Below are 19,732 nucleotides of genomic sequence, written 5' to 3'. Positions count from 1 at the left end.
TACCCGACACCTGCAACGCGGCGTCGCCCGGGGAGACTAGGCTCACGTCGCCATCTGTCCGCTTTCGCCCCAGGGAGAGTTCGTGACCAGCCCTGCCGAGCCGCCCTCGCCCAACGCCCCGACGCCGGCTGATCAGGTGACCCGGCCGCTGCGGGAACTCGCCGCCCTGGTGCTTCTCGGCGCCAACGCGGTATTCCTCTTCGTCGGCCTGATCCGGCTGCTGGCCCCGCAGGGGGCCTACAGCACGGTGACCGGCCGTGCGGGCAGCGCCTTCTTCGCCTTCATCGGGCTGGAGGCGGTCGTGCTGCCGGTGCTGGCCGTGCTGCTGGCCACCCACATCGCCCCGGCGGTGCCGAAAGCGAAGTTGATCACCCAGGTGGCCCTGATCGAGTACGCGATCAGCGCCGTGCTCGGCGGGCTGACCCTGCTGGTCTGGCTGGTCGGTCGGCTGGCCGAGGCGCAGATCTTCGACGCCCTCACCGGTCTGCTGACCCGGGTGGCCTGGGTGGCGTTGTTCGGTGTGGCCGCGTACGTGGTGTGGAGTGTCTGGCGGCGGCTCTACCACGTGCCCCGCCCCAAGGCGGAGCCCGGCCTGTACGGCACCCCGCACCCCGGCTGGCCCGGCCAGCCCGGCGACGGCAGCGCCCAGTCCTGGTACCAGGGCCAGTCCGGATACCCCAACCAGTCCGGTTACCAGGGTCAGTCCGGCTACCCGGGCCAGAGCGGATACGAGGGCCAGTCCGGATACCCCGGTCAACCTGGTTACCAGGGCCAGACCGGGTACCCCGGTCAGTCCGATCAGGCGGGATATCCGGGTCAGCCCGGCCCCGGCCACCCCGGCGGCGGATGGTCGACCGGTGACCAGTCGGGTCGTCCCGGTGCAGGCCAGGAAACCGGCGCAGGCCAGGGGCGCCGCCCAGACCAGGGCACCTACGCAAGCCAGGCGGGCCAGGGGACCGGCGGGAGCCAGGAGACGGGTTACTCCCAAGGGCGGCAGCCCGCGTCGTCCCCGGAGTCCGCCTCGCCGCACACCTGGCCGCCGCACGGTCAGCCGGCCGTCCCCCCGCAGGCACCGCCGTCAGCCGCGCCGACTTCAGCAGCCCCCGCGTCCGCACCGCCCGCGTCCGCGCCGCTTGCGCCCGCGTCCGCGCCGCCGTTCGGGCAGCCGGCGTCAGCCGACCCCACCCAGACCATGCCTCGGCAGAGCGCCGAGCCGACCGAGGAGGTCACGCGCCAAAGCCCGGAGCAGACCGAGGAGGTACGGGGTCAGGGTGCCGAGTCGACCCAGGCGCTGCCCCGGTCGGACGGTGACGGGGATCGTACCCAGCGCATCGATCCGGGCGGGCGATCCGCCTGATCTCCTGATGCCCCGGTGTGGTTCCCCACGCCGGGGCGGTGGGCGGGGTGGCAGCGAATAGGCTGAGCGGATGGTTGACGGGAGCGGGCCCGTGTCGAGTGAGGCCGGGATTCGGCGGGCGTTGCGTCGGGCCGCCGCCGGCCGGGCACTCGATGTCGAGGAGGCCTCGGCGCTGCTGGCCGCGCGCGGTACGGCCCTCGACGAACTGCTCGACATCGCCGGGGCGATCCGCGACGCCGGTCTGCGGGAGGCCGGCCGACCGGGGGTGGTGACCTACTCCAAGAAGGTCTTCATCCCGCTGACCCGGCTGTGTCGGGACCGCTGCCACTACTGCACCTTCGCCACCGTGCCGCACCGGTTGCCGGCCGCCTTCCTCGACCGCGAGGAGGTGTTGGAGATCGCCCGGGCGGGTGCCGCGCAGGGCTGCAAGGAGGCGCTGTTCACGCTGGGCGACCGGCCGGAGGAGCGTTGGCCGGCGGCCCGGCAGTGGCTGGACGAACGGGGCTACGAGTCGACCCTGGACTACCTGCGGGCCTGCGCGGTGGCGGTGCTGGAGGAGACCGGCCTGCTGCCGCACCTGAACCCGGGGGTGCTCTCCTGGTCGGAGCTGCAACGGCTCAAGCCGGTCGCGCCCAGCATGGGCATGATGCTGGAGACCACGGCCACCCGGCTCTGGTCGGAGCCCGGCGGCCCGCACTACGGCTCACCGGACAAGGAACCGGCGGTACGGCTGCGGGTGCTCGACGACGCCGGGCGGGTCGGGGTCCCCTTCACCACCGGCATCCTGATCGGCATCGGCGAGACCCACCCCGAGCGGGTGGAGGCGATCTTCGCGATCCGCCGGGCGCACCGGGAGTACGGCCATCTCCAGGAGGTGATCGTGCAGAACTTCCGTGCCAAGCCGGACACCGCCATGCGGGCCATGCCGGACGCGGAACTGCACGATCTCGCGGCTACCGTGGCGGTGACCCGGGTGCTGCTCGGGCCCAAGGCCCGCATCCAGGCACCCCCCAACCTGATCGCCGGGGAGTACGACCTGTTGCTGCGGGCCGGCATCGACGACTGGGGCGGGGTCTCCCCGGTGACCCCGGATCATGTGAATCCGGAGCGTCCCTGGCCGCAGCTCGACGAGTTGGCGGCGCGGACGGCCGCTGCCGGGTTCACCCTGCGTGAGCGGCTGACGATTTACCCGGAGTATGTGCGGGCGGGCGAGCCGTGGCTGGATCCGCGCCTGCTGCCGCACGTCGGGGCGCTGGCCGATCCGGCCACCGGGCTGGCCGTGGAGGCGGCCCGGCCGGTGGGTCGGCCGTGGCAGGAGCCCGATGAGGCGTACGGCGGTCGTACCGACCTGCACCTCACCATCGACACCACCGGGCGTACCGACGACCGGCGGGGCGACTTCGACCACGTCTACGGTGACTGGTCCGAGGTGGCCGCCAAGGCGGTCGTACCCCCGACCCAGGTCGGCGGCCCCGGTCGAGCGGCCACGGCCGGTTTCGGCGACGCCGACCTGAGAGCCGGGCTGCGGTTGGCCGGGCAGGATCCGGCGGCGCTGCTGGAGCCCCGGCACGCCGAGGCGGCCCTGGCCCTGTTCGGCGCGGACGGTGCGGCGCTGGACGAGCTCTGCCGTACCGCGGACGATCTGCGCCGCGAGGCGGTCGGTGACGATGTCACCTACGTCGTCAACCGCAACATCAACTTCACGAATGTCTGTTACGTGGGCTGCCGGTTCTGCGCCTTCGCCCAGCGGGACCGCGACGCCGACGCGTACCGGCTGTCGGTGGAGCAGGTAGCCGACCGGGCCGAGGAGGCGTGGCAGGCCGGGGCCAGCGAGGTCTGCCTCCAGGGTGGCATCGATCCGAAGCTGCCGGTTACCGGCTACGCCGACCTGATCCGGGCGATCAAGGCGCGGGTACCGCAACTGCACGTGCACGCCTTCTCCCCGATGGAGATCGCCACCGCCGCCGCCAAGGCCGGGGTGTCCGTGCGCGAGTGGCTCAGCGGGCTGCGCGAGGCGGGGCTGGACACCATCCCGGGCACCGCCGCGGAGATCCTCGACGACGAGGTGCGCTGGGTGCTCACCAAGGGCAAACTGCCGACCGCCGCCTGGGTCGAGGTGGTCAGCACCGCCCACGAGCTGGGCATCCGGTCCAGCTCCACGATGATGTACGGACATGTGGATCATCCGGGCCAGTGGCTCACCCACTTCCGGGTGCTGGCCGGGGTGCAGGACCGTACCGGCGGGTTCACGGAGTTCGTGGCGCTGCCGTTCGTGCACACCAACGCGCCGATCTACCTGGCCGGCATCGCCCGGCCGGGGCCGACCTGGCGGGACAACCGGGCGGTGCACGCGATGGCCCGGGTGCTGCTGCACGGCCGTATCGACAGCATCCAGTGCTCCTGGGTCAAGCTCGGTGACGAGGGCAGCGCGGAGTTGCTGCGCAGCGGCTGCAACGACCTGGGCGGCACCCTGATGGAGGAGACCATCTCCCGGATGGCCGGCTCGGACAACGGGTCGGCGCGTACCGAGGAGCAGTTGCGGGCGATCGCGGCGGCGGCGGGCCGACCGGCCCGTAGGCGTACGACTGCGTACGGTCACGTGGAAGCCTGACATCGAACCTTCGCCCGCCGCCGGCCGTACCTGTCATTGCCGGCGGCGGTAGCGGCGAGGCTGTCGCCGCCGGCAACTTCTCACGGAGTTGGCGTGCCTCGACGCGCCGGTCCGTCCGCCATCGCGGGCCGTGTGCGCCGCTGCCGGAAAGGTTGCCATGAGAACTGAGACGATCGTGGTGCACCTGCGCGACGGCCGTTCCGGGATCATGGACGTCTTCGTCGGCGAGTCCCGCATCGAGGTGCGGGACCGGGGCCTGGCTGACCGGTTGCGGCGCGCCGCCCGGCGCTGATCTCCCGGCGCGGGCGCCGTACGCCTGGCCGATTCTCAAGCAATTCCTTCTCTCACCCAGTGAGGTGGCTGCGCCATGTCTTCACACCGTGAGGCGCCGGAGATCGCCAAGGATCCGGTCGCCGACTCCAGCGACCTGTACGCCTTCGTCACCCCGGACCGTCCAGACACGGTGACCCTGATCGCCAACTACGTGCCGCTGCAACTGCCCTCCGGGGGACCGAACTTCTTCGAGTTCGGTGACGACGTGCGGTACGAGATCCATGTGGACAACGACGGCGACGGTCGCCCGGACATCACCTACCGCTTCGAATTCAGCACCGAGATCACCAACCCGAACAGTTTTCTCTACAACACCGGCCCGATCGAGGCCCTGGACAGCGAGAACTGGAACCGGCGGCAGTTCTACCGGCTGACCCGGATCGCCGGTGGCAAGGAGCAGATGCTGGCCCGCAAGCTGCCCTGCCCGCCGAGCAACGTGGGCCCGCTGTCCATCCCGAACTACGGCGAACTGGTGCGCCAGGCCACCTTCAACCTCTCCACCGGGGAAAAGGTCTTCGCCGGGCAGCGGGCGGACGGCTTCTACGTGGATCTGGGGGCGATCTTCGACCTCGGTACCCTGCGCCCGTTCCAGCAACTGCATGTCGCCGGTAAGAACGTCTTCAAGGCACCCGGTGAGGCGGTGAACGCCCTGGACCGGATGAATGTGCACAGCATCGCCATCCAGGTGCCGGTGGAGAAGTTGCGTCGACGGGCCAGCCGGTACCACTGGCAGGAGCCGGCCTCGGTGATCGGGGTGTGGACCTCGGCCTCTCGGCGTCAGGTCAGGGTGCTCGGGGAACGCGCCGCCGCCGACACCAACGCCGGCCCGTTCACCCAGGTGTCCAGGTTGGGCAACCCGTTGTTCAACGAGGTCATCGTGCCGATGGCGCAGAAGGACCTGTGGAACACCCTGCCGCCCTCGGAGGACAAGCGGTTCGCGCAGTTCGTCGAGCAACCCGAACTGGCTGCCCTGCTGCCGGTGCTCTACCCGGGTGTCTTTCCGAACCTGGAGCGGCTGAACAAGTCGAAGAAGGCGCGGGCGGACCTGGTAGCCATCCTGCTGACCGGCATACCGGAGGGGTTGATCAAGGGCTTCGCCAACGCCACCGGCGACACCCGGGCCGACCTGCTGCGGCTGAACACCGCGATCGCGCCGGCCCGCCGACCTAACCGGTTGGGGGTGCTCGGCGGCGATCTGGCGGGTTACCCGAACGGCCGGCGGGTCACCGACGACGTGGTGACCATCGCCCTGCGGGCCATCGCCGGGCTGACCGTGCCGCTGGTGGACCGGAAGTTCACCCCGGACGAGGCGGCGGCCGCGGTGACTCCGGGGCTCACCGAGGCCGACGTGACCGCACCCTTCCTGCGCAAATTCCCATTCCTCGGTACGCCGTACGACGGGTTCAACAACCCGCTGGTACGAGCCTGATTCGGGGTGGGTGTCGGATGACCGATCATGTTCACGCGTACGGGCCGACCGGCAGTGGAACGGTGATGCTCAACCTCGGCGGGGACACCGGTGCCCTGATCATTCACACCGGACGTGGACTGCTCGGCCGGGAGATCGAGATCAGCCTGGCCGACGGGGGTGGTCAGCGGCGGACCCATGCGGCCGTACGGGAGCGGCAGGTCCTGGACGGCACCTTCCACAGTGCGGTCTACCCGGATCTTCCCTCCGGTCTGTATACCGTCTGGTGGGACGAAACGAAGCCGGCCGGTGCGGTCACCGTTACCGGTGGGGCGGTGGCCGAGTTCGTCTGGCCCACCAGCATTTCTCCTCCCGCTGACTGATTCTGTGCGCCCAGCCGGCGGCCGCGTTGGTCCACGATGTGGACTCAGCGCGGCCGTCGCGCTTGTGGTCGACGGGCAGGGTGGACGAAGTCGGGATAACCTTGCTTCCCAAGATCAATCGTTGTCGTGGCTGGTCTGCCGGAAGCGCTCGCAGATGGCCGGAGGGGGTCGACCGTGGGGCGGACGCCACGGGAGAAAACTCGGGCAACTCGCCGGGAGGGGCGTTACTCGGCCGGGGTCTGAATCGATAGGGCAGGGCGAGGCCGGGTGGTCCGCAGGGCCGTCCGGGATCGTGTCGGGAGGGCGACTCCATTATCAAGTTTGGCTTGACGGCGCACGCATTACACGCGTGTAATTTGAATGGGGTTGTTCACTCGGAACGCAACAAAACGGGGCCGGACGGACAAACACGCCTTTCGCGTGGGGGGTTGCAGCGGCGATGACGCCGGTGCGCGACAAGGAGGCAACTGATGGACGGCCAACTCGAGGCGGCCGACCTGCTCGGAAACGCGCCGGAGTGGCAGGAGCGGGCGTTGTGCTCGCAGACCGACCCGGAGGCGTTCTTCCCCGAGAAGGGCGGCTCGACCCGCGAGGCGAAGCGGATCTGCTCGCGGTGCGAGGTCAAGACCGAGTGCCTCGAATACGCTCTCGGACACGACGAGCGGTTCGGGATCTGGGGCGGGCTCTCCGAGCGGGAGCGTCGCAAGCTCAAGCGACGCGCCGCCTGATCCGTGCTCGGGCCGGGGCGGTTGGGGACCGCCCCGCCCGGAGGCTTGGTCGTCCCGGACGGCCTGTCGCGGTGGGGGCCGCGACAGGGTGAGCGTCAGGCCAGCTCGTCCGGGTCGACACCGAGCAGGTTAGCCACCTGCTCGATGATCACATCGTGGACCAGGTCGGCCAGGTCCTCCCGGTCCATCGCCCGGAACTCCAGCGGCCGTCGGTACAACACGATCCGGGGTGGCACCTCCTGGCGACCGGGCCGTCCCGGCAACAGCCGAGCCAGCGGGACCTCGCCATCCTCCAGCACATCGGAGTCGTAGACGTTGAGCTCGGGTGGGACGTCCTCCACGGCGAACTCGACCCCGGCCAGTTCCTTGGCGAACCGGCGTTCCAGGGTCTCGACCGTGTCCAGCACCAGTTCGTCGAAGATCTCCGCCTTGGTACGGGCCAGCGGCACGGTGGCCGGCACGAGCCGTCCGCGCAGGCCACGACCGTGCCGGTCGCGGTGGCCCCGCCGGCTGGCGCCGGGGCGGCGGTTCTCCGGGCTCGTCATGAGCCAAAGGGTAGCCCCCGCCCCTGGCCGGCCACAGCTACGCCGACACCGTGGCGTGCCGGGTCGATGTGTGGGAAATGTGATCACCAAGTCGGGCGTGTCGTAACGCGAAGCAGTGCGCCGGACCCGGTAATGGAGATACCCTGCGCCGGTGAGGTCACCACGGCGCTGCTCCCGCAACGGCTGCCCCCGGCAAGCAGTCGCCACGCTGACCTATGTCTATAACGAGTCGACAGCCGTGGTCGGCCCCCTGGCCGCGTTCGCCGAGCCGCACACCTACGACCTCTGCGAGCCGCACGCCCGCAGCCTCACCGCCCCCCGGGGCTGGGAGGTGGTCCGGCACGAGGGCGAGTTCGAGCCCCCGCCGCCCACCACAGACGACCTGGTCGCCCTGGCCGAGGCGGTACGCGAAGCCGCCCGCCCCGCCCCCCGCCCCCCGGCCGAGGACCAGAACACCCACCCGACCCCACCCTCCACCTCCCGCCGCGGCCACCTCCGCGTAATCCCCCCCACCCACTAACCACCCCACCCGCGCCCGCACCCCCACCCCCTGCCAGGCGCGTTGATCATGAGGTTAGCGGCGGTCGTCGATCTCCAAACCGCCGCTAACCTCATGATCAACGCGGCAGGAGCGGGTGGGGAGGGGGAGTGGCCAGGGGAGGGGGTTAGTTGCCCAGGAGGCGGGAGAAGGATTGGGCTCGGCGGGAGGGGTGGCCGGTGCGGAACTCGGCTTCGTCGGCGGAGAACATGATCCGCAGGGCGGCGTTGACGGCCAGCCAGCGTAGGGGCTCGGGCTCCCAGTGGGGGGAACGGTGGTTGACCCAGGGTAGGGCGGTCAGGTCGGTTCGCTCTCCGCGGATCAGATCGGCCAGGGTGCGTCCGGCCAGGTTGCTGGTGCCGACCCCGTCGCCCACGTACCCACCGGCCCAGGCCAGCCCGTCGGCCGGCTGGTAACCGACCGAGGCGGCCCAGTCCCGGGCCACCCCCAGCGGCCCACCCCAGGTGTGTGACACCGGCACCTCGGGGCCCAGCACCGGGAACAGGTCGCCGAGGGTACGACGCAGCGCCGCGAAGACCCGTGGCTCCCGGTCGTACGCGGTCCGGACCCGGGAGCCGAAATGGTACGGGGCACCCCGCCCGCCGAAGGCGAGTCGACCGTCGGCGGTGCGTTGGCCGTAGACGATGACATGCCGAAAATCGGTGAAGGTCTCCCGCTCGGCCAGGCCGATCCGGGCCCAGGTGGCCGGTGACAGGGGTTCGGTGGCGAGCATCAGTGAGTAGACCGGAGCGATGGCCCGCCGCTGACCGGGCAACCCCGGGGTGTACCCCTCGGTGGCCCGCACCACCACCGGTGCCCGTACGGTCCCGTGCGGGGTCACCGCCGCACCCCGACGGATCCGGGTGACCGGGGTCCGTTCGTGGATCGTCACCCCGCGTCGCTCCACCGCCCTGGCCAGCCCTCGGACCAGCCGGGCCGGATGCACGGTCGCGCAGTGCGGGGTGTACGTGCCACCCCGTACCCCCTCGGCGGCGCATCGGGCCTCGGCCTCGTCCGGACCGAGCAGGGCTAGATCCTCGGCGCCGAACCCGAACTCCCGGGCCTCCAGGACGCTCGCGTGGGCCCGCTGAAGTTGCGGTGCGCTGCGGGCCAGCGTGACCGTGCCCGCGTACGACCAGTGGCAGTCGATGCCCTCGGCCGCGACCACCCGACCGACCTCGCGCACGGTGTCGTACATGGCCCGTTGCATGGCGATCGCGGGGTCCCGACCGTGCCGCCGGGCCAGCCCGGTCAGTGAGGTGGGCAGCAGGGCCGAGCACCAGCCCCCGTTGCGCCCGGAGGCGCCGAAACCGGCCACCTGACGCTCCAGCACCACGATGCGCAGACTCGGGTCGGCCTGCGCCAGGTAGTACGCCGTCCACAACCCGGTGTAGCCCGCCCCGACGATCACCACATCGGCATCGGTGTCACCGCCCAACGCCGCACGCGGAGTCAGCGGCTCGTCGACTGTGGACAGCCAGTACGACAGGTCGTGGTAGGACACGGCGCCTCCTGATGCTGCCGGCGTCGTCAGAGGCGGGACCAGGCCTCGGTGAGCACGGTGCGCAGGATCTGCTCGATCTCGTCGAACTGCTGCTGTCCGGCGATCAGCGGCGGAGCCAGCTGCACCACCGGGTCACCCCGGTCGTCGGCACGGCAGTAGAGCCCGGCGTCGAACAAGGCGGTGGAGAGGAAGCCCCGCAGCAGCCGCTCCGACTCGGCCTCGTTGAAGGTCTCCCGGGTCGCCTTGTCCTTGACCAGCTCGATGCCGTAGAAGTAGCCGTCGCCCCGCACGTCGCCGACGATCGGCAGGTCGTGCAGCTTCTCCAGGGTGGCGCGGAAGGCGCCCTCGTTGGCCCGTACGTGCCCGATGAGATCCTCCCGGGCGAAGACCTCCAGGTTGGCCAGGGCGACCGCGCAGGAGACCGGGTGACCGCCGAAGGTCACCCCGTGGGCGAACATGCCGGTCTCGGTCAGGAAGGGCTCCATCAGCCGGTCGCTGGCGATCATCGCACCGAGGGGGGCGTACCCGGAGGTGATGCCCTTGGCGGTGGTGATGATGTCCGGCTGGTAGCCGTAGCGGACCGCACCGAAGTACTCGCCGAGCCGCCCCCACGAGCAGATCACCTCGTCGCTGACCAGCAACACGTCGTAGGCGTCGCAGATCTCCCGGACCCGCTCGAAGTAGCCCGGCGGCGGGGGGAAGCACCCCCCGGAGTTCTGCACCGGCTCCAGGAAGACCGCCGCCACCGTGTCCGGCCCCTCCCGTTCGATGGCCCGACCGATCTCCTCGGCGGCCCACCGGCCGAACGCCACCGGATCGTCGCCGTGCTCCGGCGCCCGGTAGAAGTTCGTGTTCGGCACCTTGATGCCGCCGGGCACCAGGGGCTCGAAGTCGGTCTTGATGCCGGGCAGGCCGGTGATCGACAGGGCGCCCATGGAGGTGCCGTGATAGGCGATGTACCGGCTGACCACCTTGTGCTTGGTCGGCTTGCCGACCCGCTTGAAGTACGCCCGAGCCAGCTTCCAGGCCGCCTCGACCGCCTCCGAGCCGCCGGTGGTGAAGAAGACCCGGTTCAGGTCGCCCGGGGTCAGGGTGGAGATCCGCTCCGCCAGCTCCACCGCGGTCGGATGCGCGTACGACCAGAGCGGGAAGTAGGCCAGCTCCCCGGCCTGCTTCGCGGCGGCCTCCGCCAACTCGGTGCGCCCGTGGCCGGCGTTGACGACGAAGAGGCCCGCGAGCCCGTCCAGGTAGCGGCGGCCCTGCGCATCCCAGACGTACGCTCCCTCGCCGCGAACGATGGTCGGCACCTCGCCGGCGGAGTAGCTCGCCATCCGGGTGAAATGCATCCAGAGGTGGTCGGTGGCGTTGGCCATGTCAGCCCCATCGGTCTCGGGCCGGTCAGGGGTCACCGGCCGCTCTGCCCACGGTTATCCCATAGTTTCGCGCCGAAAGGCAAGTGCAATCGGTTGACCAGGCGGCCCATAGCAACGAATTCAGCGAGTCAGAGTGAGATGGGCAACGGAATCCGCATCTCCGCCGGGCGGCGGGCGAGGTGGCGGGGGCGGGTTGGCGGGAGATGGTCGGCGGGACTCTTCTGGGGCGTTTGGGGGACGGTTCGGTGGTGGGTGAGATGCGCCGAAACAGTCCTGCGCAACACGCCGGGAGCGGGCGGACAGCGCCACTCAGGGTGGTTAGCGTGCAGCGCAACGTGACGGTCGGGTGGGAGGTCGGGAGATGAACGAGACGCTGAGGTTGGCGATGGCCAACAAGGGCGAGACGGCGGAGTCGTTGGCCGGGAAGGTCGGCGTCGACCCGAAGACGGCGGTTCGGTGGGTCGCGGACGGGCGGATTCCGCATCCACGGACCAGGGTCGCCGTCGCCACCGTGCTCGGGCGCCAGGCCGAGGAACTCTGGCCGGAGCCGTTTCGCCGCCGCGATCTGCCCTGGTTCCGGGAGTGGGCGGAACTGGAGCAGCGGGCCAGCTCACTGCGGTCGTACCAGCCGCTGTTGGTGCCGGGGCTGCTGCAGACCGAGGCGTACGCCCGAGGGGTGCTGGCCACCGGGAGCCTGTTGCCGCCGACGGAGGTGGAGGAGATCGTCGCCGGGCGGTTGGCGCGGCAGCGGGTGCTGGAGCGGGAGAGTCCGCTCCAACTGGTCGCGGTGATCGATGAGGTGGTGTTGCGCCGGCAGGTGGGCGGCGATCGGGGGGTGATGGTCGGGCAGCTTGCCCACCTGGCCGAGTTGGGTGAGCGGGAGCATGTGCAGGTGCGGGTGATTCCGGCGGAGAATCCGTGGCACACCGGCCTGGCCGGGCCGTTCGTGTTGGCCCGCACCCCGGACGGCAACGAGGCGGCCTATCTGGACAATCAGCTGCGCGGTCAGGTGGTGACCGAGCGTGCCGACCTTGCTAGCCTGGGCGCTAGATGGGAGAGCGTCACCGGTGAGGCGCTGCCCCGTCGCCAGTCCATCGAGCTGATCAGGGAAGTGGCGACGACATGGAGATGACCGGCGCCCGCTGGCGCACCGCCACCCGCAGCAGCAACAACGGCGGCGACTGTGTCGAGGTGGCCGACAACCTGCCCGGCCGGATCCTGGTACGCGACAGCAAGGATCGGGCCGGTGGCCTGCTGACCTTCACTCCCGACGCCTGGCGCACCTTCGTCGCGGCCACCCCGCGCCAAGCTGGCCGCTGACTGTCGAGCTCGCCGCGCCGGGCTGGCCGCTGACTGTCGCGGTTCGCCGTGTCGATCAAGCAGGGTGGGTCAGGCGGTGCCCCAGGTGTAGGTCTGTTTGCGGAGTTTGAGGTAGACGAAGGCTTCGGTGGAGACCACGCCGGGGACGGCGCGTAGGCGTTGCAGGATCTCCAGCAGGTGCTCGTCGTTGCGGCAGACCACCTCGGCCAGCAGGTCGAAGGAGCCGGCGGTGATCACCACGTAGTCGACCTCGTCGATATCGGCGATCCGGTCGGCTACGGATTCCAGGTCTCCGTCGGTACGTAGGCCGATCATGGCCTGTCGGGGGAAGCCGAGTTGGAGGGGGTCGGTCACCGCGACGATCTGCATCACCCCGGCGTCCAGCAGGCGCTGCACCCGCTGGCGTACGGCTGCCTCGGAGAGCCCCACGGCCTTGCCGATGGTGGCGTACGGCCGACGGCCGTCTTCCTGTAGCTGCTCGATGATCTGCTTGGCCACGTCGTCGAGCAGGGCGTGACTCGCGCCCTCGCGCACACTGACCCGGCGCCCGCCGCTGCCGTTGTCGTGCTGCCGGTTCGTCATCGACCGCTCCCCATGTCCATCACCGACTGAGCCTAACGTTATCGGCGGTTCTGGCGTAATCCGTCGTCCGAAGCTATAGCGACAACGGAATCCCTTGTACGGGAGGGTTCCTCATGTCAGGATCAGTCGTCCATCGCCATTGACCCTCCCGCCGGCGTGTCACCCCCGTCCTACCGCCGAACGAGCAATAGGAGTCGTCACATGCGTAGTACCTTCCGGCCCCTCACCCGGCGTGGTCTGCTCACTGGCACCCTCGGTTCGGCTGCCCTGCTCGCCGCCGGTGGCACCCTCGCCGGTTGTGGCACCCCGGGTGCCCAACAGACCGAGGCCGGCTGCGTCAGCGAGGACCTGTCCGGCACGGAGAAGAAGCTGGCCTTCTCCAACTGGCCGCAGTACATGGACGTCGACGACGATGACACCGCCAAGCGGCCCTCGCTGGACGGGTTCGTCAGCAAGAGCGGCATCCAGGTGAGCTACACCGAGGATGTCAACGACAACAACGAGTTCTTCGGCAAGGTGCAGAACCAGCTCGCGGCCTGCCAGGGCACCGGGCGGGACATCATGGTGCTCACCGACTGGATGGCGGCCCGGATGATCCGGCTGGGCTGGATCCAGAAGCTGGACAAGGCGAACCTGCCCAACGTCGAGGCGAACCTGCTGCCCTCGCTGCGCAACCGTCCCTTCGACGCGGACAATCAGCTGGCCGTGCCGTGGCAGTCCGGCCTGGCCGGGTTGGCCTACAACGGACGGGTCACCGGCGAGCTTCGTACCCTGGACGAACTGCTGACCCGCCCGGACCTCAAGGGCAAGGTGACCGCGTTGACCGAGATGCGCGACACCATGGGGCTGATGTTGATGTCCAACGGTCACAACCCCTCCGACTTCACCAGCGCCCAGTTCGACGACGCCCTCAACAAGCTCAAGAAGGCCGTCGACTCCGGACAGATCCGCCGTTTCACCGGTAACGACTACGCCCCCGACCTGGCCAAGGGGGACATCGCGGCCTGCATCGGCTGGTCCGGCGACATCATTCAACTCGGCTTCGACGACGAGAAGATCAAGTTCGTCGTACCGGAATCCGGGGTGATGCTCTGGTCGGACAACATGCTCGTACCGAACAAGGCGACCCACAAGGCCAACGCCGAAGCGTTGATGAACCACTACTACGAGCCCGCGGTCGCCGCCCAACTGGCCGCCTACGTCAACTACATCTGCCCGGTGCAGGGGGCGCAGGCGGAGATGGAGAAGATCGACCCGAAGCTGGCCGCGAACCCGCTGATCTTCCCCGACCAGGACATTCTGGCCAACTCCCGGGTCTTCATGGCCTTGGATGAGAAGCAGGAGCGCGAGTACGAGACCAAGTTCCAGCAGGTTATCGGAGCGTGACGATGGCCCGGGAGACACCGGCCGGCGACCTGCGCCTGGCCAACCTCACCAAGACCTTCGGTGCCTTCACCGCCGTCGACGATCTCAGCCTGACCATCGCCCAGGGCTCCTTCTTCGCCCTGCTCGGTGCCTCCGGCTGCGGCAAGACGACCACCCTGCGGATGGTCGCCGGGCTGGAGGAGCCGACCAGCGGGCAGGTGCTGCTCGGTGATCGGGACATCGCCGGGCTGCGCCCGTACAAGCGGCCGGTCAACACGGTGTTCCAGAGCTACGCCCTCTTCCCGCACCTGGACATCTTCGAGAACGTGGCCTTCGGGCTGCGCAGACGTGGCATCCGTTCGGTGGACGAGCAGGTGCGGCAGATGCTGTCCCTGGTGCAACTCGACGGGTACGAGCGACGTCGCCCGGCCCAGCTCTCCGGCGGCCAGCAGCAACGGGTCGCACTGGCCCGAGCGTTGATCAACCACCCCCAGGTGCTGCTGCTCGACGAGCCGCTGGGCGCGCTGGACCTCAAACTGCGTCGCCAGATGCAGATCGAACTCAAGCGGATCCAGACCGAGGTCGGCATCACCTTCGTGCATGTCACCCACGACCAGGAGGAGGCCATGACGATGGCCGACACGGTCGCGGTGATGAACGCCGGACGGATCGAGCAACTCGGCGCACCGGCCGACATCTACGAGTTCCCGGCCACCGCCTTCGTGGCCAACTTTCTGGGCCAGTCCAACCTGATCGCCGGTGAGGTCTCCGGCAGCAACGGCGAGGACACCCTGGTCACCGCGCGGGGGGCACGGTTCTCCGTGCCGTCGGCCCGGGCCCGCACCGACCAGGGCCCGGTCTATCTAGGCGTACGCCCGGAGAAGCTGCACCTGGCCGCGGCGGCCGTGCAGGTGCCCGCCGGCAGCCAGCACCTGGACGGGACCATCTCGGACGCCTCGTACGTCGGGGTGAGCACCCAGTATCTGCTGCGTACCAGTTGGGGCACCGAGCTGAGCGTCTTCGTCGCCAACAGTGGGACCCAAGAGCGCTTCGCCGTCGGGGAACGGGCGGTGGCCTACTGGGATCCCCGGCACGCCTTCCTGCTCGACCGTCGGGCCGGGGAGGACGACCGCACCTCGCCCGTACTCGACCAGCCGGTGGGTGCGTCCTCGTGAGCGTCTTCGCTCACGTACCCACGGGTTCCGGGCAGCCGGTGACGCCGCCGCCGGCCGCCCGCTCGGCGCGGTACCGGTTCCTGCCGTACCTGCTGTTGCTGCCCGGCGCGGCCTGGCTGCTGCTGTTCTTCGCCGTGCCGCTGGTGCAACTGGCCTCGGCCAGCCTCTACGACCCGGAGGGTTCCCTCTCCACCGGGTACGCGCTGACCTGGGCCTTCGGCAACTATCCGACCGCCCTGCAGCAGTACTGGCCGCAGTTCAGCCGGTCCTTCCTGTACGCCGGTATCGCCCTGGTCCTGGCCCTGCTGATGGGCTACCCCCTGGCGTACGCGATCGCGCAGAAGGCCGGGCGCTGGAAGAACCTGCTGCTGGTCTGCGTGGTGGCCCCCATGTTCACCAGCTTCCTGGTGCGCACCCTGGCCTGGAAGACCATCCTGTCGGACAACGGTTGGCTGGTCGGGCTGCTGCGCGACGTACACCTGCTAGGCCCGGACGGGCGGCTGCTGGCCACCCCGATCGCGGTGGTGCTCGGCCTGACGTACAACTTCCTGCCGTTTCTGGTGCTGCCGCTGTACGCGAGCCTGGAGCGGCTGGACCCCCGGCTGCTGGAAGCCTCCAGTGACCTGTACGCCAGCCCGCTGAAAACCTTCCGCCGGGTCACCCTGCCGTTGTCGATGCCCGGGCTGATCGCCGGCACCCTGCTGTTCTTCATCCCGGCGACCGGTGACTACATCAACGCCGAACTGCTGGGCACCCCGAACCAGTACATGATCGGCAACGTCATCGACTCGGCTTTCCTGGTCCGGCTGGACTACCCCCAGGGGGCGGCCCTGTCGTTCCTGCTGATGTCGACGGTCCTGGCGGTGGTCTTCGTCTACCTCCGTCGGGCGGGCACGGAGGATGTCCTGTGAGCGCGAGGAGTGCAGCGCAGCGGAGCCCCGCAGTCGCGAACGAAAGGTGGGCTCGGTGAGTCGGGTCTCTCGCTGGTTCGCCCAGCACTGGGTGATGGGGGTCGCCCTGCTGGTGCTCGGCTACCTGTTCCTGCCGATCGCCGTGGTCGCCGCCCTGTCGTTCAACCGCCCGTCGAGCCGACTGTCGTACGACTTCAACGAGTTCACCCTCGACAACTGGCGTAACCCGTGTGCCACCTCGGACATGTGCGACGCCGTGCTGCGCAGCGCCCAGATCGGTTTCCTCGCCACGGTGGCGGCCACCGTCCTCGGCACCCTGATGGCCTTCGCCCTGGTCCGGCACCGGTTCCGGGGCCGCTCCGGGCTCAACGTGCTGATCTTCCTGCCGATGGCCACCCCGGAACTGGTGATGGGCACCTCCCTGCTGGCCCTCTTCGTCGCCGGTGGGGTGCCGCTGGGCTTCTGGACCATCGTCATCGCGCACGTCATGTTCTGCCTGTCGTTCGTGGTGGTGACGGTCAAGGCGCGGCTGGCCGGGATGGACCGGCGGCTGGAGGAGGCCGCGATGGACCTGTACGCCAGCGAGTGGCAGACCTTCCGCCGGATCACCCTGCCGCTGGTGCTGCCCGGCATCGTGGCCGCCGCCCTGCTGGCCTTCTCCCTGAGCTTCGACGACTTCATCATCACGAACTTCAACTCCGGCACCACGGTCACCTTCCCGATGTACGTCTGGGGTGCCGCCCAGCGGGGCATCCCCCCGCAGGTCAACGTGATCGGTACGGCCATGTTCGCGATCGCCCTGCTGCTGGTGCTGGCCACCATGGCGCGAGGGCGGCGGGCCCGCCGGGCGGCGCTGATGGCGGCCGTGCCGGCCCCCCGGGCGGGCGACCGGCCATGAACGGGCCGCCCCCCGACCGGGCCCTAGCCGAGGCGGTACGCGCACCGTACTGGCTGGACCGGCCGGAGCGGCCCGATCCGCTGCCGCCGCTGGCCGGGCCGACCAGCGCCGATCTGCTGGTGATCGGTGGTGGGTACGGCGGGTTGTGGTCCGCCCTGCTGGCCAAGCAGGCCGACCCGGGGCGGGACGTGCTGCTGGTGGAGGCGGGCACCTGCGGCTGGGCGGCCTCCGGACGCAATGGTGGATTCTGCGCCGCCTCGCTGACCCACGGGCTGGCCAACGGGGTGCAACGGTTCCCGGACGAGATCGACGAGTTGGAGCGGCTGGGTCGGGAGAACCTGGACGCCATCGCCGCGACCGTGGCCGGGTACGGCATCGACTGCGACTTCGAACGCACCGGCGAGTTGTCCGTGGCGGTCGAGCCGTACCAGGTCGACGGGTTGGCCGAGGAGGCCGCCCTGGCCCGGCGGTACGGCCACCAGGTCAGCCTGCTCGACGCCGACCAGGTACGGGCCGAGGTGGACTCCCCGACGTACCTGGGCGGGTTGTGGGACCGGGACCGGGTGGCGATGCTGGACCCGGCGCGACTGGCCTGGGGGCTGCGCCGAGCCTGCCTGGACCTCGGGGTACGCATCCACGAGCACACCCGGGTGACCGGGCTGCGCCGGGCCGGCGGGGCCCTGCTGGCCCGGACCACCGGCGCCGGCGGCCTCCCCGGCGCCGACGGCCTCCCCGGGGCGGTGTGCGCCGACCGGGTGGTGCTGGCCACGAACGCCTTCCCGCCCCTGCTGCGCCGACTGCGCGCCTGGGTGGTGCCGGTGTACGACTACGCGCTGATGACCGAACCGCTGACCACGGCCCAGCGGGATGCCATCGGCTGGCGTAACCGGCAGGGGTTGGCGGACACCGGCAACCAGTTCCACTACTACCGGATCACCGGCGAGGGTCGGATCCTGTTCGGCGGGTACGACGCGGTCTACCACTACGGCAACCGGGTGGCCCCCGCCCTGGAACAGCGCGAGGCCACCTTCACCGCCCTGGCCAGCCACTTCTTCACCACCTTCCCGCAACTGGCCGAGGTGCGGTTCAGCCACCGGTGGGGTGGGGTGATCGACACCTGCACCCGGTTCTGCGCCTTCTTCGGCACCGCCTACGACGGCCGACTGGCGTACGTGGCCGGCTACACCGGGCTGGGGGTAGGGGCCACCCGCTTCGGCGCCCGGGTCCTGCTCGACCTGGTCGCCGGGGCGGACACCCCGCTGACCCGACTCGCCCTGGTGCGCGACAAGCCCCTGCCCTTCCCACCCGAACCGGCCCGCGCGATCGGTATCGGACTGACCCGCTGGTCCCTGGCCCGCGCCGACGCCCGACAGGGCCACCGCAACCTCTGGCTCCGCACCCTGGACCGCGTCGGCCTGGGCTTCGACTCCTGACCCCCGTCCCCGCCGCGCCCTTTCGCCCCTCGCCCCCTCGCGCCCTCGCGCCTCACCCCACCGCGCCCTCTCCCCGCCGATCTTGCACTTTTGGTCGGGGCATAACGGGATGAAAGCCTCAAACTGGCGACCGAAAGTGCAAGATCGACGGGGTGGGTGGGGGTGCCTAGCACGAAAGAGGGGGTGGGTGGGGGTTATCCACAGGGCGGTTGGTTGTCCACAGGGGAGGGGTGTGGGGCGGGGGTGAAGGGTGGAGGCGGGGCAGGGTGCGGGGGTGACTGCTCAACTGTGGCGAGTGGAAAGCTTGATGCGTACCCTGACCGCCCGTCGGCTGCGCACCCGGCTCAGTCGGGAGGAGTTGCGTCGGGTGCGCCGGGGTGTCTACGCCGAACAGCCTGTCGATGACGAGGACGAACTACGGGCTCTCCTGATGTGTCTGCCGGCGGGCGCCATGTTCGCCAGGCAGACGGCGGCGCGGCGGCACGGGTTCGGGGTACTGCGCGACGATCTCGTGCATGTCCAGGTGCCGCCCAGCGTGCCGAAACCCCGGCTGCCCGGGCTGATGGTGCACCACAGCGTGTTACCGGTGCAGCCGGTGCTGGTACGCGGGCTGCCGTGCGTGCCTGCGGCACGTTGCGCGGTCGACCTGGCGCGTACGGTGCCTCGGTTCGATGCACTTCCCGTGCTGGACTCGGCGCTGCGATCCGAGGCGGTGACCCCGGACGATCTGCTCGCCGAGGTGGGCGCACATCGGGCGCTACGCGGCGTACGCCAAGCGCGAGAGCTGGTGCCGCTGGCCGACGGTCGGGCGGAATGCCGCCAGGAGAGCCAACTACGGTTGGTGCTGTTGGACGGGCGACTGCCGCCACCCGAGCCGCAACTGTGGGTCCCGGACCGCTACGGCACCCTGCGGTACCGCCTCGACCTGGGCTACCGGGAGCGCAGGGTCGGCATCGAGTACGACGGCCTCTCCCACCTGGACCGGGATGCCCTGAGGTACGATCGGGAGCGGGTCAACTGGCTAGACGCGCAGGGCTGGCGGATGCGCTACTTCACCGACCGCGACCTGTACCGCCGCCCCGCCCACATCATCGCCACCATCCGAGCAGCCCTCTCCTAACCACCCCACCCCACCCGCGCACGCCCGCCCCCACTGGCCCGCCCTCCCCGACCCGCGATCTTGCACTTTCTGCCGGTGCAAAGAGTGCATAGCGGGACGAATGAGCGACCGAAAGTGCAAGATCGCGGAGGGCTGGGGGCCTTTTCAC

General features: G+C 70.1%; 19 protein-coding genes. 15 read left to right on the top strand and 4 right to left on the bottom strand.

Annotated elements, in window-relative coordinates:
• Window positions 1-82: 82 nt before the first annotated feature.
• The 6 genes from ACGFIK_RS03815 to ACGFIK_RS03790 all read left to right on the top strand — a co-directional run bounded on the left by ACGFIK_RS03815 (window position 83) and on the right by ACGFIK_RS03790 (window position 6,820).
• Window positions 83-1,357 carry a hypothetical protein gene (locus ACGFIK_RS03815; RefSeq protein WP_393337530.1) on the top strand — a complete coding sequence of 425 codons (1,275 nt, stop codon included), beginning with the start codon at window positions 83-85 and terminating at the stop codon, window positions 1,355-1,357.
• Between the two features lie 70 nt (window positions 1,358-1,427).
• The gene (locus ACGFIK_RS03810) at window positions 1,428-3,968 is read left to right on the top strand and encodes a bifunctional FO biosynthesis protein CofGH (protein WP_327022643.1); all 2,541 of its coding nucleotides are present in this window, start codon (window positions 1,428-1,430) and stop codon (window positions 3,966-3,968) included.
• Between the two features lie 157 nt (window positions 3,969-4,125).
• Window positions 4,126-4,260 carry a hypothetical protein gene (locus ACGFIK_RS03805; RefSeq protein WP_327022642.1) on the top strand — a complete coding sequence of 45 codons (135 nt, stop codon included), beginning with the start codon at window positions 4,126-4,128 and terminating at the stop codon, window positions 4,258-4,260.
• 75 nt (window positions 4,261-4,335) lie between these two features.
• On the top strand, window positions 4,336-5,730 hold the full coding sequence (locus ACGFIK_RS03800; protein WP_393337526.1) for a DUF4331 domain-containing protein: 1,395 nt from the start codon (window positions 4,336-4,338) through the stop codon (window positions 5,728-5,730).
• A 17-nt stretch (window positions 5,731-5,747) separates the two neighbouring features.
• Entirely contained in the window at window positions 5,748-6,092 is a 345-nt protein-coding gene (locus ACGFIK_RS03795; RefSeq protein WP_327022640.1) for a phospholipase, read from the top strand.
• A 470-nt stretch (window positions 6,093-6,562) separates the two neighbouring features.
• Complete coding sequence (locus tag ACGFIK_RS03790; protein ID WP_013731688.1) at window positions 6,563-6,820, top strand: WhiB family transcriptional regulator; 258 nt, start codon at window positions 6,563-6,565, stop codon at window positions 6,818-6,820.
• Between the two features lie 95 nt (window positions 6,821-6,915).
• On the opposite strand, the gene ACGFIK_RS03785 is transcribed toward ACGFIK_RS03790, so the two are convergent.
• Window positions 6,916-7,365 (bottom strand): metallopeptidase family protein, encoded by a 450-nt coding sequence (locus tag ACGFIK_RS03785; RefSeq protein ID WP_327022638.1) that lies wholly within the window; start codon window positions 7,363-7,365, stop codon window positions 6,916-6,918.
• 151 nt (window positions 7,366-7,516) lie between these two features.
• Here ACGFIK_RS03785 and ACGFIK_RS03780 point away from each other — a divergent pair, with 151 nt between their 5' ends.
• On the top strand, window positions 7,517-7,885 hold the full coding sequence (locus ACGFIK_RS03780; RefSeq protein WP_327022637.1) for a DUF3499 domain-containing protein: 369 nt from the start codon (window positions 7,517-7,519) through the stop codon (window positions 7,883-7,885).
• A gap of 145 nt (window positions 7,886-8,030) precedes the next feature.
• Here the strand turns inward: ACGFIK_RS03780 and ACGFIK_RS03775 are convergent, their stop codons facing one another.
• On the bottom strand, window positions 8,031-9,407 hold the full coding sequence (locus tag ACGFIK_RS03775; protein ID WP_327022636.1) for an FAD-binding oxidoreductase: 1,377 nt from the start codon (window positions 9,405-9,407) through the stop codon (window positions 8,031-8,033).
• Window positions 9,408-9,433: 26 nt separating this feature from the next.
• Entirely contained in the window at window positions 9,434-10,780 is a 1,347-nt protein-coding gene (locus ACGFIK_RS03770) for an aspartate aminotransferase family protein (RefSeq protein WP_327022635.1), read from the bottom strand.
• Window positions 10,781-11,141: 361 nt separating this feature from the next.
• Here ACGFIK_RS03770 and ACGFIK_RS03765 point away from each other — a divergent pair, with 361 nt between their 5' ends.
• Window positions 11,142-11,912, top strand: a complete 771-nt coding sequence (locus tag ACGFIK_RS03765) for a helix-turn-helix transcriptional regulator (protein WP_327022634.1) — start codon at window positions 11,142-11,144, stop codon at window positions 11,910-11,912.
• Window positions 11,903-12,100, top strand: a complete 198-nt coding sequence (locus ACGFIK_RS03760) for a DUF397 domain-containing protein (protein WP_327022633.1) — start codon at window positions 11,903-11,905, stop codon at window positions 12,098-12,100. The genes ACGFIK_RS03765 and ACGFIK_RS03760 overlap by 10 nt, the downstream gene beginning before the upstream one ends.
• Before the next feature lie 69 nt (window positions 12,101-12,169).
• On the opposite strand, the gene ACGFIK_RS03755 is transcribed toward ACGFIK_RS03760, so the two are convergent.
• Entirely contained in the window at window positions 12,170-12,682 is a 513-nt protein-coding gene (locus tag ACGFIK_RS03755) for an Lrp/AsnC family transcriptional regulator (RefSeq protein ID WP_327022632.1), read from the bottom strand.
• A 201-nt stretch (window positions 12,683-12,883) separates the two neighbouring features.
• On the opposite strand from ACGFIK_RS03755, the gene ACGFIK_RS03750 reads away from it, so the two are divergent.
• The 6 genes from ACGFIK_RS03750 (at window position 12,884) to ACGFIK_RS03725 (ending at window position 19,584) form a co-directional block, all read left to right on the top strand.
• Complete coding sequence (locus tag ACGFIK_RS03750) at window positions 12,884-14,068, top strand: spermidine/putrescine ABC transporter substrate-binding protein (protein WP_327022631.1); 1,185 nt, start codon at window positions 12,884-12,886, stop codon at window positions 14,066-14,068.
• 2 nt (window positions 14,069-14,070) lie between these two features.
• Window positions 14,071-15,222: an ABC transporter ATP-binding protein gene (locus ACGFIK_RS03745; protein WP_327022630.1), complete on the top strand. Its 1,152-nt coding sequence runs from the start codon at window positions 14,071-14,073 to the stop codon at window positions 15,220-15,222.
• Window positions 15,219-16,133, top strand: coding sequence for an ABC transporter permease (locus ACGFIK_RS03740; RefSeq protein ID WP_327022629.1), 915 nt, complete (start codon window positions 15,219-15,221; stop codon window positions 16,131-16,133). The genes ACGFIK_RS03745 and ACGFIK_RS03740 overlap by 4 nt, the downstream gene beginning before the upstream one ends.
• A 55-nt stretch (window positions 16,134-16,188) precedes the next feature.
• Window positions 16,189-17,031, top strand: a complete 843-nt coding sequence (locus ACGFIK_RS03735) for an ABC transporter permease (protein ID WP_393337516.1) — start codon at window positions 16,189-16,191, stop codon at window positions 17,029-17,031.
• Window positions 17,028-18,464 (top strand): NAD(P)/FAD-dependent oxidoreductase, encoded by a 1,437-nt coding sequence (locus ACGFIK_RS03730; RefSeq protein ID WP_393337513.1) that lies wholly within the window; start codon window positions 17,028-17,030, stop codon window positions 18,462-18,464. The genes ACGFIK_RS03735 and ACGFIK_RS03730 overlap by 4 nt, the downstream gene beginning before the upstream one ends.
• A 307-nt stretch (window positions 18,465-18,771) precedes the next feature.
• Entirely contained in the window at window positions 18,772-19,584 is an 813-nt protein-coding gene (locus ACGFIK_RS03725; RefSeq protein WP_327022626.1) for a DUF559 domain-containing protein, read from the top strand.
• Window positions 19,585-19,732 lie beyond the last annotated feature (148 nt).

This window comes from Micromonospora sp. NPDC048871, assembly GCF_043198155.1.
Classification (GTDB): Bacteria; Actinomycetota; Actinomycetes; order Mycobacteriales; family Micromonosporaceae; genus Micromonospora.
This window is presented reverse-complemented; position numbering and strand designations above follow the sequence as displayed.

What these genes read in the sequence shown, in the direction of transcription:
- ACGFIK_RS03810 (WP_327022643.1), top strand. Translation starts at nt 1,428, where the DNA reads ATGGTTGACGGGAGCGGGCCCGTGTCGAGTGAGGCCGGGATTCGGCGG.
- ACGFIK_RS03805 (WP_327022642.1), top strand. Translation starts at nt 4,126, where the DNA reads ATGAGAACTGAGACGATCGTGGTGCACCTGCGCGACGGCCGTTCCGGG.
- ACGFIK_RS03800 (WP_393337526.1), top strand. Translation starts at nt 4,336, where the DNA reads ATGTCTTCACACCGTGAGGCGCCGGAGATCGCCAAGGATCCGGTCGCC.
- ACGFIK_RS03795 (WP_327022640.1), top strand. Translation starts at nt 5,748, where the DNA reads ATGACCGATCATGTTCACGCGTACGGGCCGACCGGCAGTGGAACGGTG.
- ACGFIK_RS03790 (WP_013731688.1), top strand. Translation starts at nt 6,563, where the DNA reads ATGGACGGCCAACTCGAGGCGGCCGACCTGCTCGGAAACGCGCCGGAG.
- ACGFIK_RS03785 (WP_327022638.1), bottom strand. Translation starts at nt 7,365, where the DNA reads ATGACGAGCCCGGAGAACCGCCGCCCCGGCGCCAGCCGGCGGGGCCAC.
- ACGFIK_RS03770 (WP_327022635.1), bottom strand. Translation starts at nt 10,780, where the DNA reads ATGGCCAACGCCACCGACCACCTCTGGATGCATTTCACCCGGATGGCG.
- ACGFIK_RS03765 (WP_327022634.1), top strand. Translation starts at nt 11,142, where the DNA reads ATGAACGAGACGCTGAGGTTGGCGATGGCCAACAAGGGCGAGACGGCG.
- ACGFIK_RS03760 (WP_327022633.1), top strand. Translation starts at nt 11,903, where the DNA reads ATGGAGATGACCGGCGCCCGCTGGCGCACCGCCACCCGCAGCAGCAAC.
- ACGFIK_RS03755 (WP_327022632.1), bottom strand. Translation starts at nt 12,682, where the DNA reads ATGACGAACCGGCAGCACGACAACGGCAGCGGCGGGCGCCGGGTCAGT.
- ACGFIK_RS03750 (WP_327022631.1), top strand. Translation starts at nt 12,884, where the DNA reads ATGCGTAGTACCTTCCGGCCCCTCACCCGGCGTGGTCTGCTCACTGGC.
- ACGFIK_RS03745 (WP_327022630.1), top strand. Translation starts at nt 14,071, where the DNA reads ATGGCCCGGGAGACACCGGCCGGCGACCTGCGCCTGGCCAACCTCACC.
- ACGFIK_RS03730 (WP_393337513.1), top strand. Translation starts at nt 17,028, where the DNA reads ATGAACGGGCCGCCCCCCGACCGGGCCCTAGCCGAGGCGGTACGCGCA.
- ACGFIK_RS03725 (WP_327022626.1), top strand. Translation starts at nt 18,772, where the DNA reads ATGCGTACCCTGACCGCCCGTCGGCTGCGCACCCGGCTCAGTCGGGAG.